This window comes from Amycolatopsis sp. lyj-109 (assembly GCF_046548995.1).
Lineage (GTDB): Bacteria > Actinomycetota > Actinomycetes > Mycobacteriales > Pseudonocardiaceae > Amycolatopsis.
Genome location: NZ_JAJPWR010000007.1, coordinates 107,270 through 126,846, shown reverse-complemented (window position 1 = coordinate 126,846; position 19,577 = coordinate 107,270). Strand labels below are relative to the sequence as shown.

Annotated in this window: 20 protein-coding genes; 12 read left to right on the top strand and 8 right to left on the bottom strand. The window is 71.0% G+C overall.

What is annotated here, in order from left to right:
• Nucleotides 1-152: 152 nt before the first annotated feature.
• The 4 genes from ACLJQF_RS17480 (at nucleotide 153) to ACLJQF_RS17465 (ending at nucleotide 5,294) form a co-directional block, all read left to right on the top strand.
• Complete coding sequence (locus tag ACLJQF_RS17480) at nucleotides 153-2,390, top strand: molybdopterin cofactor-binding domain-containing protein (protein ID WP_410609899.1); 2,238 nt, start codon at nucleotides 153-155, stop codon at nucleotides 2,388-2,390.
• Nucleotides 2,391-2,401: 11 nt separating this feature from the next.
• The gene (locus ACLJQF_RS17475) at nucleotides 2,402-2,860 is read left to right on the top strand and encodes a (2Fe-2S)-binding protein (protein WP_013224858.1); all 459 of its coding nucleotides are present in this window, start codon (nucleotides 2,402-2,404) and stop codon (nucleotides 2,858-2,860) included.
• A 168-nt stretch (nucleotides 2,861-3,028) separates the two neighbouring features.
• Entirely contained in the window at nucleotides 3,029-4,252 is a 1,224-nt protein-coding gene (locus ACLJQF_RS17470; RefSeq protein WP_410609897.1) for a PucR family transcriptional regulator, read from the top strand.
• Between the two features lie 187 nt (nucleotides 4,253-4,439).
• Nucleotides 4,440-5,294, top strand: a complete 855-nt coding sequence (locus ACLJQF_RS17465; RefSeq protein ID WP_410609895.1) for an SDR family NAD(P)-dependent oxidoreductase — start codon at nucleotides 4,440-4,442, stop codon at nucleotides 5,292-5,294.
• 58 nt (nucleotides 5,295-5,352) lie between these two features.
• Here the strand turns inward: ACLJQF_RS17465 and ACLJQF_RS17460 are convergent, their stop codons facing one another.
• From ACLJQF_RS17460 to mgrA, 3 genes are all read right to left on the bottom strand, one after another.
• A complete protein-coding gene (locus tag ACLJQF_RS17460; protein ID WP_410609893.1) occupies nucleotides 5,353-6,222 on the bottom strand; it encodes a TIGR03564 family F420-dependent LLM class oxidoreductase in 870 nt (289 codons plus the stop codon).
• A 14-nt stretch (nucleotides 6,223-6,236) separates the two neighbouring features.
• A complete protein-coding gene (locus ACLJQF_RS17455) occupies nucleotides 6,237-6,902 on the bottom strand; it encodes a TetR/AcrR family transcriptional regulator (RefSeq protein ID WP_410609891.1) in 666 nt (221 codons plus the stop codon).
• A gap of 132 nt (nucleotides 6,903-7,034) precedes the next feature.
• Entirely contained in the window at nucleotides 7,035-8,063 is a 1,029-nt protein-coding gene (gene mgrA, locus ACLJQF_RS17450) for an L-glyceraldehyde 3-phosphate reductase (protein WP_410609889.1), read from the bottom strand.
• Nucleotides 8,064-8,126: 63 nt separating this feature from the next.
• Here mgrA and ACLJQF_RS17445 point away from each other — a divergent pair, with 63 nt between their 5' ends.
• Both ACLJQF_RS17445 and ACLJQF_RS17440 read left to right on the top strand, forming a co-directional pair.
• A complete protein-coding gene (locus ACLJQF_RS17445; RefSeq protein ID WP_410609887.1) occupies nucleotides 8,127-9,008 on the top strand; it encodes an AAA family ATPase in 882 nt (293 codons plus the stop codon).
• Nucleotides 9,005-10,375, top strand: coding sequence for a vWA domain-containing protein (locus tag ACLJQF_RS17440; RefSeq protein ID WP_410609885.1), 1,371 nt, complete (start codon nucleotides 9,005-9,007; stop codon nucleotides 10,373-10,375). Before ACLJQF_RS17445 ends, ACLJQF_RS17440 begins: the two co-directional genes overlap by 4 nt.
• Nucleotides 10,376-10,428: 53 nt before the next feature.
• Here the strand turns inward: ACLJQF_RS17440 and add are convergent, their stop codons facing one another.
• Entirely contained in the window at nucleotides 10,429-11,427 is a 999-nt protein-coding gene (gene add / locus ACLJQF_RS17435) for an adenosine deaminase (RefSeq protein ID WP_410609884.1), read from the bottom strand.
• A 152-nt stretch (nucleotides 11,428-11,579) separates the two neighbouring features.
• Between add and ACLJQF_RS17430 the strand changes: the two genes are divergently transcribed.
• Nucleotides 11,580-11,804 (top strand): antitoxin, encoded by a 225-nt coding sequence (locus tag ACLJQF_RS17430; RefSeq protein ID WP_360177090.1) that lies wholly within the window; start codon nucleotides 11,580-11,582, stop codon nucleotides 11,802-11,804.
• A gap of 1 nt (nucleotide 11,805) precedes the next feature.
• On the opposite strand, the gene recQ is transcribed toward ACLJQF_RS17430, so the two are convergent.
• On the bottom strand, nucleotides 11,806-13,644 hold the full coding sequence (recQ, locus tag ACLJQF_RS17425) for a DNA helicase RecQ (RefSeq protein ID WP_410609882.1): 1,839 nt from the start codon (nucleotides 13,642-13,644) through the stop codon (nucleotides 11,806-11,808).
• Nucleotides 13,645-13,711: 67 nt separating this feature from the next.
• Between recQ and ACLJQF_RS17420 the strand changes: the two genes are divergently transcribed.
• On the top strand, nucleotides 13,712-14,140 hold the full coding sequence (locus tag ACLJQF_RS17420; RefSeq protein ID WP_410609880.1) for a DUF6314 family protein: 429 nt from the start codon (nucleotides 13,712-13,714) through the stop codon (nucleotides 14,138-14,140).
• Here the strand turns inward: ACLJQF_RS17420 and ACLJQF_RS17415 are convergent.
• Nucleotides 14,137-14,880, bottom strand: coding sequence for an SDR family oxidoreductase (locus tag ACLJQF_RS17415; RefSeq protein WP_410609878.1), 744 nt, complete (start codon nucleotides 14,878-14,880; stop codon nucleotides 14,137-14,139). The two genes, ACLJQF_RS17420 and ACLJQF_RS17415, sit on opposite strands and share 4 nt — an antisense overlap.
• Before the next feature lie 253 nt (nucleotides 14,881-15,133).
• Between ACLJQF_RS17415 and ACLJQF_RS17410 the strand changes: the two genes are divergently transcribed.
• Together ACLJQF_RS17410 and ACLJQF_RS17405 are read left to right on the top strand one after the other, a co-directional pair.
• A complete protein-coding gene (locus ACLJQF_RS17410) occupies nucleotides 15,134-15,832 on the top strand; it encodes a hypothetical protein (RefSeq protein WP_410609877.1) in 699 nt (232 codons plus the stop codon).
• A 2-nt stretch (nucleotides 15,833-15,834) separates the two neighbouring features.
• Nucleotides 15,835-16,431, top strand: coding sequence for a hypothetical protein (locus ACLJQF_RS17405; protein WP_410609875.1), 597 nt, complete (start codon nucleotides 15,835-15,837; stop codon nucleotides 16,429-16,431).
• A gap of 168 nt (nucleotides 16,432-16,599) precedes the next feature.
• Here ACLJQF_RS17405 and ACLJQF_RS17400 read toward each other — a convergent pair whose 3' ends face one another.
• Nucleotides 16,600-17,757, bottom strand: a complete 1,158-nt coding sequence (locus ACLJQF_RS17400; protein ID WP_410610333.1) for an epoxide hydrolase family protein — start codon at nucleotides 17,755-17,757, stop codon at nucleotides 16,600-16,602.
• A gap of 94 nt (nucleotides 17,758-17,851) precedes the next feature.
• Here ACLJQF_RS17400 and ACLJQF_RS17395 point away from each other — a divergent pair, with 94 nt between their 5' ends.
• Together ACLJQF_RS17395 and ACLJQF_RS17390 are read left to right on the top strand one after the other, a co-directional pair.
• Nucleotides 17,852-18,451 carry a TetR/AcrR family transcriptional regulator gene (locus tag ACLJQF_RS17395; protein ID WP_410609873.1) on the top strand — a complete coding sequence of 200 codons (600 nt, stop codon included), beginning with the start codon at nucleotides 17,852-17,854 and terminating at the stop codon, nucleotides 18,449-18,451.
• A gap of 122 nt (nucleotides 18,452-18,573) precedes the next feature.
• Nucleotides 18,574-19,089 (top strand): mycothiol transferase, encoded by a 516-nt coding sequence (locus tag ACLJQF_RS17390; RefSeq protein ID WP_410609871.1) that lies wholly within the window; start codon nucleotides 18,574-18,576, stop codon nucleotides 19,087-19,089.
• Here the strand turns inward: ACLJQF_RS17390 and soxR are convergent.
• Nucleotides 19,077-19,556, bottom strand: coding sequence for a redox-sensitive transcriptional activator SoxR (soxR, locus tag ACLJQF_RS17385; protein WP_410609869.1), 480 nt, complete (start codon nucleotides 19,554-19,556; stop codon nucleotides 19,077-19,079). The two genes, ACLJQF_RS17390 and soxR, sit on opposite strands and share 13 nt — an antisense overlap.
• Between the last annotated feature and the right edge of the window lie 21 nt (nucleotides 19,557-19,577).

The window sequence follows — 19,577 nt, the reverse complement described above, 5'->3', positions numbered from 1 at the left end:
CGCCGTCCGGCGCTGTGGCGGCGCACACATTCGGCGGCTTCCGCTGTCATCTCGTCACAGAGATGCGCGAACTCGACTACTCCGCGTTGACGATCGGCCGAGGGCTCCTTAGCGTGGCGCGCACCCCGCCACCTCCCAGCAAGGGATCCCCGATGGCCAGTCCCACCACCGAACAACCCGAGCCCGGGCAGGTCGGCCGCCGCCGCTTCCTGACCTACCTCGTCGCCGCGCCCACGCTCACCGTCGCCACGAAGCTCACCGCCGACGCGGTCGCCCCGGCCCGCGCCGAGGCCGTCATCCCGACCTTGCCGCAGCCGGCGGAAATCCTCGACCTCGGTGACGTCCTGACGCTGTCGTGCGCGCCGACCGCCGGGATGCTCGTGCTCGAGCTGACCACCGACGGCCGGGCGCGGCTGCAGCTGCCGCGCGCCGAGGTCGGCCAGGGCATCACGACGGCGACCGCCATGCTCGTCGCCGAAGAGCTGGACCTGCCGCTCGACCGGGTCGACGTCGTGCTCTCCGACGCCCGCACCGAGCTGCTGTTCAACCAGCTCACCGGCGGGTCCAACACGATGCGCTCGCTCTACGACCCGGTCCGCGCCACCGCGGCGACCGCGCGCGCCCGGATGGTCGCCGCGGCCGGGGCGCAGTGGGGGACCGACGCGTCGCGACTGTCCACACGCGACGGTGCGGTGTGGGCACCCGACGGGCGCAGCGCCTCCTACGGCGTCCTCGCCGGGCCCGCGGCCCGCTCCGGCCTGAGCGTCGGCGCGATCCGGCCGAAAGCCGAGTCGGCGCACACGCTCGTCGGGACGCCGACCTCGCGCAAGGACGCCCGCGCGATGGTCACCGGCAAGCAGGTCTACACGCTCGACCTCGACGTGCCCGGCGCGAACCCGGTGATGGTGCGCCGGCCGCCGACGATCAACGGCACCGTGAAGAAGGTCGACAACGAGGCCACTGTGCGGGCGATGCCGGGGATCATCGACATCGCCGTCGTGCCGACCGGCGTCGCGGTGATGGCCGAGACCTTCGGCCAGGCCCTCGACGGCAAGAACGCCCTCGACGTCACCTGGGGTCCGGGTACGGTCGACGGCGAGAACGACGAGACGATCAAGAAGAAGCTGCGGGCCGCCGCGCTGCCGTTCGTGGTGCCGCCGCTGCTGACCCAGTACGTCGACGGCGAGTTCGACTTCGCGTTCGCCAGCCACGCGCCGATGGAGTCGAACTCCGCGGTGGCCGACGTCCGCGAGGACAGCGCGACCATCTGGGCCGGGCTGAAGTCGCCGATCGTGGCGAAGCAGACCATCGCGCAGGAGCTGGGGCTGCCGGAGAACAAGGTCACCGTGCACGTCCAGCAGGGCGGCGGGTCGTTCGGACGGCGGCTGTTCTTCGACGCGGCACTGGAGGCGGCGCACATCTCGAAGGCGATGAAGAAGCCCGTCCGGCTGATGTGGAGCCGGATCGACGACATGCGCCACGGCCGGGCGCGCGCGGCGAGCTACCACCGGATCCGCGCGACCTTCGCGCTCGGGCAGGTGCTGACGTTCGAACACCGGGTCGCGAGCGTCGAGACCGACTGGAGCCACGGGCTCGGCGAGATCCTCACGGCGTTCGCGGCGAAGCTGCCCGTCGGCGGCAACCTGAGCTTCGCGCAGACGGTGTTCCTGCTGACGGTCAAGTCGCCGTACAACTTCGGTGTCACCACGCAGCTGCTCAACGAGGTCCCGCTGAAGTTCCACACCTCGGCGTGGCGGTCGGTCTACTCGGCGAACACCCGTGGCGCCGAAGAGATCATGGTCGACGAGATCGCGAAGAAGCTCGGCAAGGACCCGGTGGCTTTCCGCCGCGAGTTCATCAAGGAGGAGCGTCAGCGCGCGGTGCTCGACAAGGTCGCCGAGCTCGGCGAGTGGGGCAAGAAGATGCCGGCCGGGTTCGCCCAGGGGATCGCCGTGCACGGCGAGTACAAGTCCTACACCGCGTGCCTGGTCGAGCTGGACGCGCGCGACCCGAAGCACCCGCGCGTCACGAAAGCGACCATCGCGGTCGACGTCGGCAAGCCGGTGAACCCGCGCGGCATCCAGGCGCAGATGCTCGGCGGCCTGACCGACGCGATTTCCACGACGCTCACCGCGGGCCTGCACATCGACCGGGGCCTGCCGCTGGAAGGCAGCTACTCGCAGTTCCACTACGCGCGGCAGAAGAACTCGCCGGCCGACGTCACCGTGCACGTCATGCCCGCCACCGGCGCGGACATCGGCGGCGCGGGCGAGCTGGGCCTGCCGGCGCCGGTCGGCGCGATCGCCAACGCCTACGCCCGGGCGACCGGGATCAAGCCCCGCAGCTTCCCGATCACCTTCCCGGTCGACTTCGACCCGTTCCCGCGCTGAGGAGAGCCACCGTGCCCAACTACACCTTCGTGGTGAACGGGAAGACCGTCACCGTCGACGCACCCGCCGACCTGCCGATGCTGTGGGCGCTGCGCGACAAGCTCAAGGTCCGCGGCCCGAAGTACGGCTGCGGCATCAACGTCTGCAAGGCCTGCACCAGCCACCTCGACGGCGAGGCGTTCAACCCCTGCGTCACGCCGGTGTCCGAGTGCGCCGGGCGGGAGGTCACCACGATCGAGGGGCTGGCCGACGGCGACGAGCTGCACCCGGTCCAGGAGGCCTGGCTGGAGCAGGACGTCGCCCAGTGCGGCTACTGCCAGCCCGGCCAGATCATGGCGGCGGTAGCCCTGCTGAAGAAGACGAAGAACCCGACGGACGCGGACATCGACGCCATCCAGAACGTCTGCCGGTGCGGCACCTACTTCCGGATCCGGGAGGCGATCAAGAGCGCGGCCGCCAAGCTGGCCTGAGCGGGGGGCACTTTCACGTGAAAGTGCCCTCCCCGCGAATGCGGAGGTTCCACAAAAGAACCTCCGCATTCGCGGTTCTTGTAGCAAGTTCACCCGAACGTGGTGGCCTCGTTGGGGTTGGATGTCGGTCTCGGACCTCGACGAAGAGGCCGGGGACCGGAGGCCACCATGCACTACCAGGCGCTTCTGTCCGACGGGCTCGCCCCGCGCGTCGCCGTCCTCGCCACCGAGGTCGAGCGGAAGCTGCCGGAACTCGTCGAGAGCACCGTGCGGCAGATCCGCGCCGAAATGCCGGTCTACGCCGACGCGCGGTTCGTTTCGCACACCGAACTCCGGAACTCGGTGCGCGCCAACCTCGAACACGTGATGCGGACCCTGCGCGGCTCGGACGTCCCCGACCTGTCGCAGGCCCGCGCGACCGGCCGGGCGCGGGCCGTGCAGGGCGCGCCGCTGCCGGAGCTGCTGCGGGCCTACCGGATCGGGCTCACCGAGGTCTGGCACCGGTTCGTCGAGCTGACCGCCGGTGCGCAGGACCTCGCCGGCCTGGTCGCCGCGACCACGGCGATCTGGGCGCTCATCGACGACCTGGCCGAAGCGCTCACGACGGCCTATCGCGACACGACGGCGGAAGTCATGGTGGCGCACCAGAACCGGCGCTCGGCCCTGGTGGAGGCGCTGTTCGCCGGCGGCGCCGCGACCGAGGGGACGCTCTGGGACATCGCCCGCGTGCTCGACCTGTCCCTGGACGGCACGTTCGTCGTCGTCGCGGCGGAAACCCCGCGGCTGGGCCACGAACCGCTCCCGCAGATCGAGGCCCGGTTGCGCTCGGCGCAGCACGCGTCGGCGTGGCGGCTCACCCCGGACCTGCAGGTGGGCGTCGTGTCCCTGCGCAACCCGGCCGCGGCTCCGGCGACCGTCGCCCTGGTCCGGGAGCACCCCGTGGGCCGGGTCGGGATGAGCCCGGTCTTCACCGGCCTCGGCAACACCGCCCGCGCTTTGCATTTGGCGCGGGTGGCGCTGTCGAGCATGACGCCGGGGACGCCGGGGCTGGTGCAGTTCACCGAGTCCCCGCTGGCCGGCCTGGTGGCCAGCGCCCCGGAGGCGTCCGTGCAGCTGGCCCACCACGTGCTCCAGCCGGTCCTCGATCTCCCGGGCGACGACCGCAACGTGCTGCTGCTGACGCTGCGCGCGTGGTTCGACTGCCAGGGTTCGACGAAGCTGACGTCGGAGCGGATGTTCTGCCACCCCAACACGATCCGCCACCGCCTGAAGCGGATCACGGAGGAGCTGGGCCGCTCGCTGACGGACCCGGCGGACATCGCGGAGCTGGGCGCGGCGCTGCGGGCGCTGAACCTGTTCCCGGAGGCGACCCACCTGCCGGCGCCGCGCTGACCCCCGCCCGGCCGGGCTGAAGGGCACCTTCCTTGCATGTGACGGGAGGAAAGTGGCCTTCAGCGCACGCCGGGCCCGTACTGCCGCCCCTTCGGGAGTGACCGGCGTCACGGCGATGTGCTGTCACGGGCGTCCGGCCCCCGGTGTCTTGTGGTCGATCGGATGCCCAAGCAGAACGGGAAACACCATGAGCAAGGTCTGGTTCGTCACGGGTTCGTCGCGCGGCTTGGGCCGTTGCTTCGTCGAGGCCGCCCTCGGCCGAGGCGACCGGGTGGCCGCCACCGCGCGGTCCACCGAGAGCTTTGGCGAACTCGTCGCCACCTACGGCGACGCGGTGCTCCCGCTGGAGCTGGACGTGACCGACAAGGCCGCCGTCTTCGAGAGCGTGAAGCGGGCCGCCGAGCACTTCGGCCGCTTGGACGTCGTCGTGAACAACGCCGGCTACGCGCAGATCGGCGCCATCGAGGAGCTGACCGAGGCCGAACTTCGCGCCCAGCTGGAGACCAACGTGTTCGGCCCGGTGTGGGTCGTCCAGGCCGCCCTGCCCTTCCTGCGTGACCAGCGCGCCGGCCACTTCATCCAGCTGTCGTCGGCCGCGGGGATCATCGCGATGCCGCTCGGCGGGGCGTACCAGGCGTCGAGGTGGGCGATCGAGGCCCTGAACGAAACCCTGGCCAAGGAGGTCGCCGATTTCGGAGTCAAGGTCACGATCATCGAACCGGGCGGCTTCGCCACCCGCGACGGCAAGAACCCGGATCCCCTGGCCAACGGCCACGTCGCCGAGACCAGCCCGGTCTACGACGGGCTCCGCCGCCGGCTCGCCGAGGTGGCGGGCAAGCAGCCTGCCGGCGACCCGGCCGCCGCTGCCCGGGCCCTGCTCAAGGTCGTCGACTCCGCCACCCCGCCCCTGCGGGTCCTCTTCGGGCGCGGCTTCTACCCGATGATCCAGCAGGCCTACGCGGACCGGCTCGCGACCTGGGCCGAGTGGCAGGACCTGTCGGCGGAAGCCCAAGGCGCCGAAACTGTCGGTGCTCACCGGTAGCGTGGAGATCGGGGGGCGCCCCCGCGGCCGGCCGGGGGATCGCCGGCCCGGAGGCGGTTCACGCCGCCAGCAGCTCGCGGGTGCGGGCCTGCTCCGCCGCCGAGCCGAACGGCATCACCAGCAGCTCCGTCGCGCCCGCGTCCTCGAGAGATTTCACTTGGCGCCGCACGGTTTCCTCGTCGCCGAAGAGCACGCTGTCCGACACCCGCTCGTGGCCTTCGCGCTCGAGGATCGCACGGTACGCCGGGATGCTCGCCGCCCCGCCGTACATCTCCTCGACCTGCCGCCTGCGTTCGTCCACTTCGGACGTCACGCAGATCAGCTGGCCGGAGACCACCCGGGACGCACGGCCCAACGCCGGCACCACGAACTCGCCGATCGCCCGCGGGCCCGCCCAGGTCGTGATCACGCCGTCGGCCAGCTCGCCCGCGAGCCGCGTCGACTGCGGGCTCACCGAGCCGATCAGGACCGCGGGCCGCTCGGCGCCCGGGGTGTTCAGCCCGCCCGCCGCCGTCAGGGTCTCGCCGTGGACATCGGCCTTTTCGCCGCGCAGCAACGGGTGCAGCGCCTGGAGGTACTCGCGCAGGTGGCGGATCGGGCGGTCGTACGAATATCCGAACTCGCCTTCGACGATGAACCGGTGGCTCAGCCCGAGGCCGAGGTGGACGGGCACCCCGGTCGACGCCTGGACCGTCAGCGCCTGCGCGGCCATGGTGATCGGGTGCCGCGGGTACGTCGGGACGACGCAGGTGCCCAGTTCGAGGCCGGGGGCGGCCGCGCCGAGCGCCGGGAGTGCCGTGAGCGCGTCCCAGCCGCCGCGCTGCGCCAGCCACAGCGTGCCGTAGCCGAGCTTCGCCGCTTCGCGTGCTTGTGCCGTCATGGCGTCGAAGCCGACGCCGAGTTCGTCGATCAGGATTCCGGTGCGCATGGGTCCTCCAGGGGTCAGTACGCGCGTTCGAGCTGTTTGCGGTCGAGCGCGACGGCTTCGGTGAACAGCGCCAGCGCCCGCGGTGCCACGGCACGCAGCTGCCTCGTCGACACGGCGAGCGGCTCGAAGGCGTGCGCGACGACGTCGGCGATCAGGGCCGGCGCGGGCGGGGGAGTGCGGCCGAGGAAGCCGTGCAGCACGGCTTGGAAAGCGACGACGAGTTCGCGGACCGGCCGGTCGGTGCGCAGCAGGTCGTTCGCCGCCAGCAGCTCCAGGTACTCGACGAAGGCTTCGCCGTGCCGCGGGTCGAGCTTGCCGTGCAGCTTCGGCAGCAGTTTGCCGAGCGTTTCGGTGTCGTCGGCGTACCCGGCCCGCAGCAGCGGACGGCCGAGCACGTTGGCGTACTGGAGCTCGGTCAGCCGCGAAAACCGCACGGCGAGGGGGTCGGCCGCGATCGCCGCCACGAGGTCTTCGAGAGCCCGGACGGATTCGCGGAGCAGAACCGCGAGGAACAGCTCCTCGCGGTTCTTCCAGTGCAGGTAGACGGTGCCCTTGCCGACGTCGGCGCGCTCGGCGACGTCCTCGATGGTCGTGCGCCGGTAGCCGGCCCGCAGGAGCAGCTCGGCGGCCGCGTCGAGGATGCGCTCGGCTCGTTCGGCCCGGTCTTCGGCAGGAGGCACCTGGTCATTGTATGACCAAATACGAAATTTGGTCAAACGTCGGTCGAGAAACGGCGGGAGCAAGCGCCCCCGCCGAAACTGTCGGTGCCGACCGGTAGCGTGGAAAACGGGGGGCGCCCCCGCGGGCCGGGCTCAGGAGTCGGACGAACGCTTCCAGAGGTTGATGTCCGCGTCGGTCGCGTGGCCGTCGATCTCGGTCAGCTCCTCGGACGAGAAGTCGAGGTTGCCGAGCGCGCCGACGTTGTCCTCCAGCTGCTGCACGCTGCTCGCGCCGATCAGCACCGACGTCACCCGGCTGTCGCGCAGGGCCCAGGCCAGCGCGAGCTGCGCCAGCGACTGCCCGCGGCGGCCCGCGATGTCGTTCAGCGCACGCACCCGGCGGAGCCGGTTCTCGTCGAGGGTGCCCGGGTCGAGCGACTTGCCCTCTGCCGCGCGCGAGTCCGCCGGGACGCCCTTCAGGTACTTGTCGGTCAGCAGGCCCTGCGCGAGCGGTGAGAACGCGATGCAGCCCGCACCTGCTTCTTCGAGGGTGTCGAGGAGGCCGTCCTCTTCGATCCAGCGGTTGAGCATCGAGTACGACGGCTGGTGGATCAGCAGCGGCGTGCCGAGCTCGCGCAGCAGCCGCGCGGCCTCGGCCGTGCGCTCCGAGCTGTAGGACGAAATCCCGACGTAGAGCGCCTTCCCGGCGCGGACGGCGGCGTCGAGCGCCCCGACGGTCTCCTCCAGCGGCGTCTCGGGGTCGAAGCGGTGCGAGTAGAAGATGTCGACGTAGTCCAGGCCCAGCCGGCCGAGCGACTGGTCCAGGGAGGACAGCAGGTACTTGCGGGAGCCCCACTCGCCGTACGGGCCGGGCCACATGTCGTAGCCGGCCTTGGTGGAGATCACCAGCTCGTCGCGGTACGGCTTGAAGTCGGTGGCGAGCAGCCGCCCGAAGTTCTCCTCCGCCGAGCCGTACGGCGGGCCGTAGTTGTTGGCCAGGTCGAAGTGGGTGATGCCCAGGTCGAAGGCGCGGCGGGTGATCGCGCGCTGGGTCTCCAGGGGCCGGTCGTGGCCGAAGTTGTGCCACAGCCCGAGCGAGATCGCGGGCAGCTTGAGCCCGGACCGCCCGCAGCGCCGGTAGGGGATCGAGTCGTATCGGCCGGAAGCGGCAACGTAGGTCATGCGGCCGATGCTAGGCCGATCTTCGGGTACGCTCCGGGTGAGCGACCGCTTAGGAGGCACGTGGTGGGCACCGGATTCTTCACCTCCGTCGACGACGTGTCGACCCGGCTGGCCGAGGCGGGCTACCTGGCGTCCACGGCGGTCGCGACGACCGTGTTCCTCGCCGACCGGCTCGGGAAGCCGCTGCTGGTCGAGGGCCCGGCCGGCGTCGGCAAGACCGAGCTCGCCAAGGCCGTCGCCCAGGTCAGCGGCTCGCGGCTGGTGCGCCTGCAGTGCTACGAGGGCATCGACGAGGCCCGCGCGCTGTACGAGTGGAACCACGCGAAGCAGCTGCTGCGGATCACCGCCGGCCGCGACGAGACGTGGGAAGACGCCCGCACCGACATCTTCGGCGAGGAGTTCCTGCTGCGCCGCCCGCTGCTCACGGCGATCTCCTCCGACGAGCCGACCGTGCTGCTGATCGACGAGACCGACAAGGCCGACATGGAGGTCGAGGGCCTGCTGCTGGAGGTGCTTGGCGACTTCCAGGTCACCGTGCCGGAGCTCGGCACGATCACCGCCACGCGCGCGCCGTTCGCCGTGCTGACGTCCAACGCGACGCGCGAACTGTCCGAGGCGCTGCGCCGCCGGTGCCTGTTCCTGCACATCGACTTCCCGGACGAGGACCTCGAACGCGAGATCGTCCGGCTCAAGGTTCCCGGGATCGACGCCGCCCTCGCCGATTCCGTCGTCCGGGTGATCGCCGCGCTGCGCGCGATGGACCTGCGCAAGCTGCCGTCGGTCGCGGAGACCATCGACTGGGCGCGCACCCTGCTCGCGCTCGGGGCGGCCACGCTGGACGAGCGCGTGGTGCGGGAGAGCCTCGGCGTCGTGCTCAAGCACCAGGACGACATCGCCAAGGCGGGCGCCGGCCTGCAGCTCGAACAGGTCCTGGACGCGTCGTGACCGGCGGCGTGCCGGAGCGGCTCGCCGCGTTCGTCAAGGCGCTCCGGGCCCAGGGCATCCCGGCGGGACCCGCGGAGACGGTCGACGCCGCCGCGGCGCTGGAAGTCCTCGGCTTCGACGACCGTGCGCTCGTCCGCGAGGGCCTGGCCGCGGCGCTGGTCCGCCGGGGCGGGCAGCGCGCGGTCTTCGACGCCGCGTTCGACCTCTACTTCCCGGCGGGGATCGGCGCGCCCGAGCGGGCCCGCGAAGACCAGCCGTCGACGCTGGAAGAGCTGCGCGAGGAGCTGGCCGCCGCACTCGCCGACGGCGACCGGCAGGCGCTGTCGCAGCTCGCCGGCCTCGCCGTCGACATGCTGGGGCAGTACGGCTCGGCATCCGGCACGGGTGGCGGCTTCTCCGCCCACCAGACGTTGGAACGGCTCCAGCCGCAGACGCTGATCGCGCGGGTGCTGGCCGCGGTCCGCGGCGGCGGCGCGCGCGGCGAGTTCACCGACCGGCTCGACCGCGCCGAGATCCGCCGCCGCGTCGAGGGCTTCCGCGGGCAGATCCGCACGGAAGCACGCCGCCGCGCGGCCGAGGTCCGCGGCCGCGAACGCGTCGCCAAGCACGCCATCGCGCCCGCCGCCGACCGGGTCGACTTCCTCATCGCCAGCCGCAACCAGCTCGCCGAGCTGCGCCGCACGATCCAGCCGCTGTCCCGCAAGCTGGCGACGCGCCTGGCCGCGCGTCGCAAGAGGACCACGCGCGGCCAGATCGACCTGCGCCGCACGCTGCGCCGGTCGCTCTCGACCGGCGGCGTGCCGCTGCGGCCCGCCTACCGTCACCGGCGGCCCGGACGGCCGGAAATCGTGCTGCTGTGCGATCTTTCCGGTTCCGTGGCCGGCTTCGCGAACTTCACCATGCTGCTGGTGCAGGCCCTGCGCGACCAGTTCAGCAAGATCCGCGTGTTCGCCTTCGTCGACAGCGCCGACGAGGTCACCCACCTGGTCACCACCGGCACGGCCGACCCCGAGCACCTGGGCGCGCGCATGCTGTCCGAAGCGGCGCTGGTGCGCTGGGACGGCCACAGCGACTACGGCGGCTCCCTGCGCCAGTTCACCGAGAACTGGCCGGACGCGATCGGCCCGCGGACGTCGGTGCTGATCCTCGGCGACGCCCGCACCAACGGCGGCGACCCCAACCTCGGCGCGGTCCGCGAGATCAAGGCCCGCGCCCGGCACGTCCACTGGCTGAACCCCGAGCGCCGGTCGCTGTGGTCCACGGGGGACTCGGCGGCGCTCGAGTACGCCGAGGTCGTGGAGATGCACGAGTGCCGCACGGTGCACCAGCTCGGCACGCTGGTCACCCGCCTGCTGCCGGTGTACTAATCCGGCCGAAAGTAGGCCGACCCCCCACGCGGCACGTGACCGTTGCTACGAAGTCATTCGGCCGTGACTGTGGTCGGATTAGTAACGATCGGCACAGTGAGCCAGGCGTCGATGTCGCGCAGCACGGCCTTCTTGGTCGCTTCGGGCGCGAAGGACGCCGTGACGCTCGCGCGGGCGAAGTCCGCCATCGCGGCGTCGTCGTAACCGAAGGCGTCGCGGACGCGGGTGTACTCCTCGGCCAGCGCGGCCCCGGTGACCGACGGGACGTCGGTGTTGAGCGTCACCGTCAGGCCCGCGTCGAGCAGGCGGGGGAGCGGGTGCTCGGGCAGCGACGGCACCAGCCCCAGCGTCACGTTCGACGACGGGCACACCTCCAGGGCCAGACCCCGGTCCCGCACCTCGGCGACGAGCGCAGGGTCGTCGAGGACGCGGATGCCGTGGCCGAGCCGTTCCGTCCCGCCGACGTCCAGTGCCTCGCGGATGCTGTCCGGGCCGGCGTCTTCGCCCGTGTGGTGCAGCAGGTGGATCCCGGCCGCGCGGGCCTTCTCGAAGAGCGCCGCGAACGGACGCAGCGAGTGGCTTTCCTCGCCCGCCATGCCGATCGCGAAGACTTCGTCGTACTTCAGCGCGAGGTCGAGGGTGCGCCCGGCCCGCTCGACCGACCGGCGCCGGGAGTGGTCGAGCACCAGCCGCCACTCCAGGTCCGTGCTCTGCGACAGTCCTTCGAGGACGGATGCCAGCGGCATTTCCGGATCGCCCAGCCGTTCCCCGTGGGAGGCCGCGGTGAAGGTGACTTCGGTGTACCGCGTGCCTTGGGCGGCTTCGTCCTCGCAGTACTCGCGCGCGATGCGTTCGAAGTCTTCGGGACGCCGGAGGCAGGACCGGATGAGCGCGTTGTAGTCGGCGAAGGCGCGGAAGCCGTCGAACACCGGAGGCTCGCCGGGGACGTCGACGCCGTTCGCCTCACCGAGCTCACGCAGCGTGGCCGGGCGGATCGTGCTCTCCAGGTGGACGTGCAGGTGGGCCTTCGGCAGGGCGGCCAGGTCGCGCATGATCTTGAGCCTAGGACCGCCCGACGGTGGTCCGCGCGGCAATTTCCGGGCCGGCCGCGGCGGGCCCAGGTTTTGGGCCTCGTCACACGGGGAACCTCCGGGTGGTCCGTCCGCGTTGTCAGGATGACCGCCACCGACGAGGGAGGGCCACCGTGCCTTTGATGAAGAAGCTGACCATGCTGGCCGGCGCTGCCGGCGCGGCTCGCGCCTACGCCAAGAAGAACCCGGAAAAGGTGAACCAGGCCGTCGGCAAGGCCGCCAAGTTCGTCGACGACAAGACCAAGGGCAAGTACCACCAGCAGATCGCCGGCGCGGTCCGCAAGGTCAACTCGGTGACCGGGCAGCCGGGCCACCCGGGGCCGGCCACCGGCCGGTAGGTCACTCGGCGGTCAGGACCTCCAGGAGTCCCTCGCCGTACTTGGCGAGCTTGTTTTCGCCGACGCCGCTGACCGTGCCCAGATCCGCCAGTGACGCTGGCCGTAGCGTGGCGATCTGGCGCAGGGTCGCGTCGTGGAAGACGACGTAGGCGGGCACGCCCTGTTCCTTCGCGACGTCGGCCCGCCAGGCCCGCAGGCGTTCGAACAGCGGCGCCGCCTCCGTCGGCATGTCCACCGCGGCGGCCGTGGTCTTCCGCGCGCTGCGGACCTTCGCGGCGGCGGCCCGCTCGGGTTCGCGGCGCAGCAGCACCTGGCGATCGCCGCCCAGCACCTCCGCGCTGGTTTCGGTGAGCACGAGCGAGCCGTAGTCGCCTTCGACCGCGAGCAGGCCTTGGGCGAGCAGCTGCCGCACCACCGCCCGCCATTCCGGCTCGCGCAGCTCGGTGCCGATGCCGAACGTCTTGAGCGTGTCGTGCTGGAACTGCGTCACCTTCGGCGTGGACTTGCCGAGCAGGATGTCGATGGTCTGGCCGGCGCCGAACTTCTGGCGCCGCTCGTTGCGCAGCCGTACGACTGTCGAGAGCAGCTTCTGCGCCGGGATCGTGCCGTCCCACTTCTCCGGCGGGTTCAGGCACGTGTCGCAGTTGCCGCAGGGCCCGGCCGGCTGCCCGAAGTAGTTGAGGATCTGCACGCGGCGGCATTCCACCGTCTCGCACAGCGCGAGCATCGCGTTCAGGTGCGCGCCCAGCCGCCGCCGGTGCGCTTCGTCGCCCTCGGACGTGTCGATCATCTTGCGCTGCTGGACGACGTCCTGCAGCCCGTACGCGAGCCAGGCGGTCGACGGCAGGCCGTCGCGGCCCGCGCGGCCGGTTTCCTGGTAGTAGCCCTCGACCGACTTCGGCAGGTCGAGGTGCGCGACGAACCGGACGTCCGGTTTGTCGATGCCCATCCCGAACGCGATCGTCGCGACGACGATCAGCCCGTCCTCGCGCAGGAACCGCGACTGGTGCTTCGCGCGGGTGCGCGCGTCGAGCCCCGCGTGGTAGGGCACCGCCGGAATCCCGTTCTGCACCAGGAACTCCGCGGTCTTCTCCACCGAGTTCCGGGACAGGCAGTAGACGATCCCCGCGTCACCCTGGTGTTCGGTGCGCAGGAGCTCCAGCAGCTGCCGCTGCGGCGAGTTCTTGCCGACGATCCGGTACTGGATGTTCGGCCGGTCGAAGCTCGCGACGAAGTGCCGGGCCTCGTCGAGGTTCAGCCGGGCCGCGATCTCCTTGTGCGTGGCTTCGGTCGCGGTGGCGGTCAGCGCGATCCGCGGCACGTCCGGCCACCGCTCGTGCAGCGCGGAGAGCTGGAGGTAGTCGGGCCGGAAGTCGTGGCCCCACTGGGCGACGCAGTGCGCCTCGTCGATCGCGAACAGCGAGATCTTGCCGCGGTCGAGCAGCCGCACGGTGGATTCGACCGAAAGCCGTTCCGGGGCCAGGTAGAGCAGGTCGAGATCACCGTTCAGGAACGCCGTCTCCACCTCGTGGCGCGCCGCGTAGTCCTGGGTGGAGTTGAGGAAACCGGCGCGGACGCCGGCGTTGCGCAGCGCGTCGACCTGGTCCTGCATCAGCGCGATCAGGGGCGAGACCACCACGCCCACGCCGGACCGCACGAGCGCGGGAATCTGGTAGCACAACGACTTCCCGCCACCGGTCGGCATCAGGACGAGCGCGTCGCCGCCGGCGATCACGTGCTCGACGATCGCCGCCTGGTCGCCGCGGAAGCTGTCGTAGCCGAACACGCGCCGGAGGGTGTCCAGCGCGTCGGACGCGGGTGCGAGGTCGGTCTCTGCCACCCGCCCGACTATAGAGCGGGGGTCCGACAGTTCCGGCCCGCCCCGCCGCGGGTGGCAGACTGAGGGGGTGGAGTACTGGCCCGTTCCCGATCTAGCGGCGTATTTCGGCGGCGCCTGGCACCTGGACCGGGAAATCCGCACTGCGGACGGCGACCCGGCGGGCGAGGTGACCGGGACGGCGACCTTCACCGAGGCCGGGGGAGTGCTCGTCTACCACGAAGAGGGCGAGCTGCGGCTCGGCGGCCACACCGGGCCGGTCACGCGGACGCTGCACTACCGCCCGGCGGGCGCCGGCCGCGCGTCGGTCCACTTCGACCACGGCGGCTTCTTCCACGACCTCGACCTGCGCGAAGGCCACTGGACGGCGGACCACCCGTGCCGCGCCGACCACTACCGCGGGGAGTACCGCGTGACCGGCGCCGCGCGGTGGCGGCAGGAGTGGGCGGTGCGCGGGCCGGCGAAGGACCACGTGATCGTCAGCCGGTTCACCCGTTAGACGATGCCGCCGTTGGCGCGCAGCACCTGGCCGTTCACCCAGCGCGCCGGACCGGCGAGGAACGCGACGACCTCGGCGATGTCTTCGGGCTGCCCGAGCCGCTCCAGCGGCGGCTGAGCGGCCATCCGGGCGATCGTTTCGTCGTCCTTGCCGTCGAGGAACAGGGCGGTCGCGGTCGGGCCGGGCGCGACGGTGTTCACGGTGATGTCACGGCCGCGCAGCTCGCGCGCCAGGATCATGGTGATCGCCTCGACCGCGCCCTTCGTCGCGTTGTAGACGCCGTAGCCGGGCAGGTTCAGCCCGAGCACCGACGTCGAGGTGGTGATCACCGCGCCGCCGTCGCGGACCCGCCGCGCGGCCTGCTGGGCCACCGCGAACGTGCCGCGGATGTTGGTGCGGTGCACCCGGTCGAGGACCTCGAAGTCGGTGTCGGCGATCGGGGTCGGCGGGTTCATCACCCCGGCCAGGTGGGCGACGACGTCCACGCCGCCGTACGTGCGTTCCGCCGTGTCGAACAGCTCCGCGACGGCGGCCGGCTCGGCCACGTCGGCGCGGACCGCGATCGCCCGCCCGCCGCGCGCGGTGATGGCGTCGACGGCGGCCGCGGCCTCCTTCTCGTTGCCGGCGTAGTTGACGACGACGGCCATGCCGTCGGCGGCGAGGCGCTCGGCGACTTCGCGGCCGATGCCGCGGGAGCCGCCGGTGACGATCGCGACGCGGGGAGTGTCCGGGGTGGTCATCGGTTCCTTCTTCCGGTCCGGCGGCGTTCGCCGCTCCACTGACTGTGTTATCGACGATATCACTGATCTGTTAACAACGCTAAGTCGAGTGCTGTTCCCGTGGTCACCCGGCACCCCGGCGCGGCATCCGGCGGCATCGGCGCCGCCGGACGGCCGAATCCCGAGGTCGGGAGCCCCGTTCCCGTTTTCGGCCGAGGTAATCCGGGCACACCGATCCCATCGGGGGCTTGACATCCTTGAAGGAGTTTGAGCGATGCCCACATGGCTGATCGTCTTGATCGTCGTCGTGGCCGTCGCGGTGCTCGGCGCCGTGATCTGGCTGGTGACGCAGGAAATGCAACGAAAACGGCTGCAGCAGCGGTTCGGTCCGGAATACGACCGCACGGTCGCGGAGAAGGACAGCCCCCGTGCCGCGCAGCGCGAGCTCGCCGAACGGGAACGCCGGCACAAGGAGCTCGACATCCGCCCCCTTTCGGCGTCGGCGCGCGAGCGCTACGCCCGGGAATGGGCGCAGGTACAGGAAAAGTTCGTCGACCAGCCGTCCGCCGCGGTCACCGAGGCCCAGCAGCTCCTGAACTCGCTGATGGCCGAACGCGGGTACCCGACCGAGGGCTACGAGCAGCAGGTGGCCGACCTTTCCGTGCGGCACGCCAAGACCCTCGAGCACTACCGGGCGGCGCACACCACGCAGCAGAAGCGCGCCGGAGCGTCCACTGAGGACCTGCGCGACGCGATGGTGCGCTACCGCACCGTGTTCGAGGACCTGCTGACCGACGGCGCCGACGACGAGCAGCATGACCACCAAGAGCGCCGGAACGGGCACGACCACGGCGGGCACGAGCACAGCGGGCGTGACCACGACCGCGACACCGAGCGGCCGGGCACCGACCGGCACGAAACCGAGCGCCAGGCGTCCGCGAGCCCGCGGACCGAGTCGAATGGAGGACGCTGACCATGACCGATCACCTGACGCGGCACGACGCCGAGGACGACCGGGACCTGACCGGACGTGAGGACGCCCACGAGGGCTACTCCGGCGACAACACCACGGACTTCTCCGGCCAGGACCGGGCCGACTTCCGTGAACCGGGCGCCGCCGACGAGCAGAACCTGAGCACCGCCGACCTGGCCTCCGCCGGGCGGCACGACGCCGATGACACGACCACGCCCGACGGCTCGGGCGGCGACGTGGAAGCGCCCGCCGAATCGGGCGGCGACGTGGAGACGCCGGCGGAATCGGGCGGCGACGTGGAGACGCCCGCGGCGTCGAGCGGCGACGTGGAGACGCCGACGCTGATCGACGAGGAGAAGGTCACCGGTTTCCGCACCCGCTGGCAGAACGTCCAGACCGGCTTCGTCGACGACCCGAAGCAGGCGGTCCGGCAGGCCGACGAGCTCGTCGCCGCCGTGATCACTGACCTGGCCACCACCTTCGCCGAGCACAAGAGCGAGCTGGAATCCCAGTGGCAGCAGGGCGAACCGGCCACCGAGGAGCTGCGGATCGCGCTGCGCCGCTACCGCTCGTTCTTCGACCAGCTGCTGCCGCGGTAGCGGTCCGTCCATGAACGCTGGCCGGTGGGGTTGACTCGCCGGCCAGCGTTCATGGCGGGTGGTGGGGTTGCGGTCAGGCTGGTGGATGGCAGATCCAGCCCGGGCGCGCAGGCTGACCGATCATGATGGGTCGGTGGCTGCAGCAGATCGTGAGCTCGCGCGTTGGCGTCAGGAACGCAGGGTGCGCAGGCCGGTGCGGATTTCGCTGACCAGGATCTCGGGCTGTTCCAAGGCCGCGAAGTGCCCGCCCTTGTCAGCCTCGCCGTAGTGGATCAGATTGCTGTAGGTGTCTTCGATCCAGCTTCGTGGCAGGCGTGGGATGTCCTTCGGGAAGACCGTCACCGCGACCGGAAGCGTCAGCTTCGGGCCGGCGAGAGTACCCGATTTGTTTTCCCAGTAGATGCGGCCGGACGACGCTGCGCTGTTGGTGAACCAGTAGAGGGATATCGCGTCGAGCATGTCGTCAATGCCGAGGACGTCCTCGGCGAGCCCGTGGTTGTCGGTCTTGGACTGGAACTTCTCGTAGATCCAAGCTGCCTGACCGGCGGGAGAGTCCGCCAAGGCGAATCCGACCGTCTCCGGCTTCGTGCCCTGAAGGTGGTTCGACCCGCCGAGATCGCCGGTGTAGAAGGCAAGGCCCTCCACGGCGTAGCGCTCTTCGGGCGACAAGGTGTCGGGTATCCGTGCGGGAAAGGCGTACTGGGTGTTCAGATGAATTCCGAGAAGCCCCTCGGGTTGCATGGCCCCGAGAGCGGTGGTGACGACGGCACCCCAATCGCCGCCTTGCGCGGCCCATCTCGGGTAGCCGAGACGCTTCATCAGCTCGACCCACGCGCCGGCGATGCGCGAGACAGTCCACCCGGTGTCCGTGGGCTTCTGGGAGAACCCGAACCCGGGAAGTGACGGGACGACGACGTCGAATGAATCGGCGGCGTCTCCTCCGAACGGGACCGGATCGGTCAGCGGGCCGATCAGCTTCAGGAACTCGACGATCGAGCCCGGCCATCCGTGCGTGAGGAGCAGCGGCATCGCGCCGGGATTCCTGGACCTGACGTGGATGAAGTGGATGTCCAGCCCATCGATCTCGGTCAGGAACTGGGGGAAGCGATTGAGGTCGGACTCGAAGCGCCGCCAGTCGTAGTCGTGCTCCCAGTAGCCGACCAGGGATCTGGCGTTCTCCACGCGAACCCCTTGCGACCAGTCGCCCACCGTTTCCGGATCCGGCCATCGAGTTCTGGCCAGCCGCTGCTTCACGTCGTCGATCTCCGAATCCGCGATCGAGACGGTGAACGGGCGGACGAGGGCTGAGATCGGCGGTGCGGTCATTGCCTTCTCCTGAGCTTCGAAGCGCAGCACAACTTCTCGTTGCACACTGGTGTGCAACCTACGCCATTGCACACCGGTGTGCAATGATGCTGTCGTGCCCACCGAGTCCTCCCGTGCGCGCTTGATGAGCGAGACACGCGATCGCATCCTCGACGTCGCCCTCGATGTGCTGGGAGAAACCCCCGACGCCGGGATGGGCGACATCGCCGCCGCTGCCGGCGTGGTCCGCCGCACCGTCTATGGCCATTTCCCCTCGCGCCTCGACCTGGTTCGGACACTCACGGAACGAGCCGTCACCGAGATGGCAGCCGTGCTCGCCGAAGCCAACGTCTCCCACTCGGGAGCGGACGCGACGTGGGTCGAATTCGTCGCCCGCCTCTGGCCGGTGGCGCACCGGTACCGAGTGCTGTTGGCGCTGCGCCGCGGCGAGTACGGCGAGGCGATCCACGGCCTGCTCGGGCCAGTCGACGAGCTTCTCGCCGACCTCGTGAAACGAGGTCAAGACAGTGACGTGTTCGCACGGCACCTGCCGTCAGGCATTCTGAGCCAGCTTGCCTACGGTGCCGTGTTCGCCATCGCGGACAGCGACCTGCCGGACGGCACCCTCGGCGTCCGAGCGGCGACGATCACCAGCCTGCTGATGCTGGGAGTTCCCGAGACGCGCGCAATCGCTCTCGTGGGCGACCGGCCCTGACCCGCAGCGCTCGAGCGGAGCTCGTTCTTCGACCAGCTGCCGCCGCGCTAGCGGACGCCGTTTGCCGGCGGGCATGATCGGGTAGCACGCCGGGAAACGGGTCGGCAACGGGAGGCAGCCGGATGAATGTGGCCGAATTGCTCGTCGAAGGGTTCAGCCGGGTCCAGGGGACGGTGCACGCGGCGGTGGACGGGCTCACCGCGGAGCAGCTCGGGACCCGGCCGGACGACGAGGCCAACTCGATCGCCTGGCTGGTGTGGCACCTGACCCGGGTCCAGGACGACCACGTCGCCGACGTGGCCGGGACCGAGCAGGTGTGGACCGGCCAGGACTGGCTGTCCCGGTTCGGCCTCCCGTTCCCGGCCGGCGACATCGGCTACGGCCATCGCCCGGCCGACGTCGAGGCGGTCCGCGTCGACGAACCGGACCTGCTCGCCGGCTACTACGACGCCGTGCACGAGCAAACCGTCCGGTTCGTCGCCGGCCTCGGCGAGCAGGAGCTCGACCGGATCGTCGACGAGGCCTGGGACCCGCCGGTCTCGCTGGGCGTGCGCCTGATCAGCGTCCTCGACGACGACATCCAGCACGCCGGGCAGGCGATGTACGTCCGCGGCCTGCTGGAGCGTCACTCTTCGTAGCCGCCCCCGCGGTGGTCGGCGAGGCGCTGCGGCCCCGGGCCGTCGGCGCCGAGCCGGTCGCCGGGGTTGGCCAGCCGGCACTTGGCCAGGGACATGCAGCCGCAGCCGATGCAGTCGCCCAGCTGATCACGCAGCTGTTCCAGCTGCCGGATCCGCGCGTTCAGGTCGTCCTGCCAGCAGCGGGAGATCCGGGCCCAGTCGGTGCGGGTGGGCGTGCGGTCGTCGGACAGCAGGCCGAGCGCTTCCCGGATCTTCGACAGCGGCATGCCGACCCGCTGGGACATCCGGACGAACGTCACCCGCCGCAGCGTGTCCCGGGGGTAGCGCCGCTGGTTGCCCGCGGTGCGGCGGCTGTGGATGAGGCCTTCGTCCTCGTAGAAGCGCAGGGCCGACGCGGGTACCCCGCTGCGGCGGGAGAGTTCGCCGACCGTCAGGTCGGGCAGCGGCCGGGCTGTGGCGTTCACCATGGCGCACACCCAACCACAGTG

Excerpts from the sequence above, each read along its gene's own strand:
- mgrA (WP_410609889.1), bottom strand. The coding sequence starts at position 8,063 with ATGACCTACGTTGCCGCTTCCGGCCGATACGACTCGATCCCCTACCGG.
- ACLJQF_RS17415 (WP_410609878.1), bottom strand. The coding sequence starts at position 14,880 with ATGACCACCCCGGACACTCCCCGCGTCGCGATCGTCACCGGCGGCTCC.
- ACLJQF_RS17470 (WP_410609897.1), top strand. The coding sequence starts at position 3,029 with ATGCACTACCAGGCGCTTCTGTCCGACGGGCTCGCCCCGCGCGTCGCC.
- ACLJQF_RS17460 (WP_410609893.1), bottom strand. The coding sequence starts at position 6,222 with ATGCGCACCGGAATCCTGATCGACGAACTCGGCGTCGGCTTCGACGCC.
- ACLJQF_RS17480 (WP_410609899.1), top strand. The coding sequence starts at position 153 with ATGGCCAGTCCCACCACCGAACAACCCGAGCCCGGGCAGGTCGGCCGC.
- ACLJQF_RS17465 (WP_410609895.1), top strand. The coding sequence starts at position 4,440 with ATGAGCAAGGTCTGGTTCGTCACGGGTTCGTCGCGCGGCTTGGGCCGT.
- ACLJQF_RS17400 (WP_410610333.1), bottom strand. The coding sequence starts at position 17,757 with ATGACCGCACCGCCGATCTCAGCCCTCGTCCGCCCGTTCACCGTCTCG.
- ACLJQF_RS17390 (WP_410609871.1), top strand. The coding sequence starts at position 18,574 with ATGAATGTGGCCGAATTGCTCGTCGAAGGGTTCAGCCGGGTCCAGGGG.
- add (WP_410609884.1), bottom strand. The coding sequence starts at position 11,427 with ATGCGCGACCTGGCCGCCCTGCCGAAGGCCCACCTGCACGTCCACCTG.
- ACLJQF_RS17405 (WP_410609875.1), top strand. The coding sequence starts at position 15,835 with ATGACCGATCACCTGACGCGGCACGACGCCGAGGACGACCGGGACCTG.
- ACLJQF_RS17410 (WP_410609877.1), top strand. The coding sequence starts at position 15,134 with ATGCCCACATGGCTGATCGTCTTGATCGTCGTCGTGGCCGTCGCGGTG.
- soxR (WP_410609869.1), bottom strand. The coding sequence starts at position 19,556 with ATGGTGAACGCCACAGCCCGGCCGCTGCCCGACCTGACGGTCGGCGAA.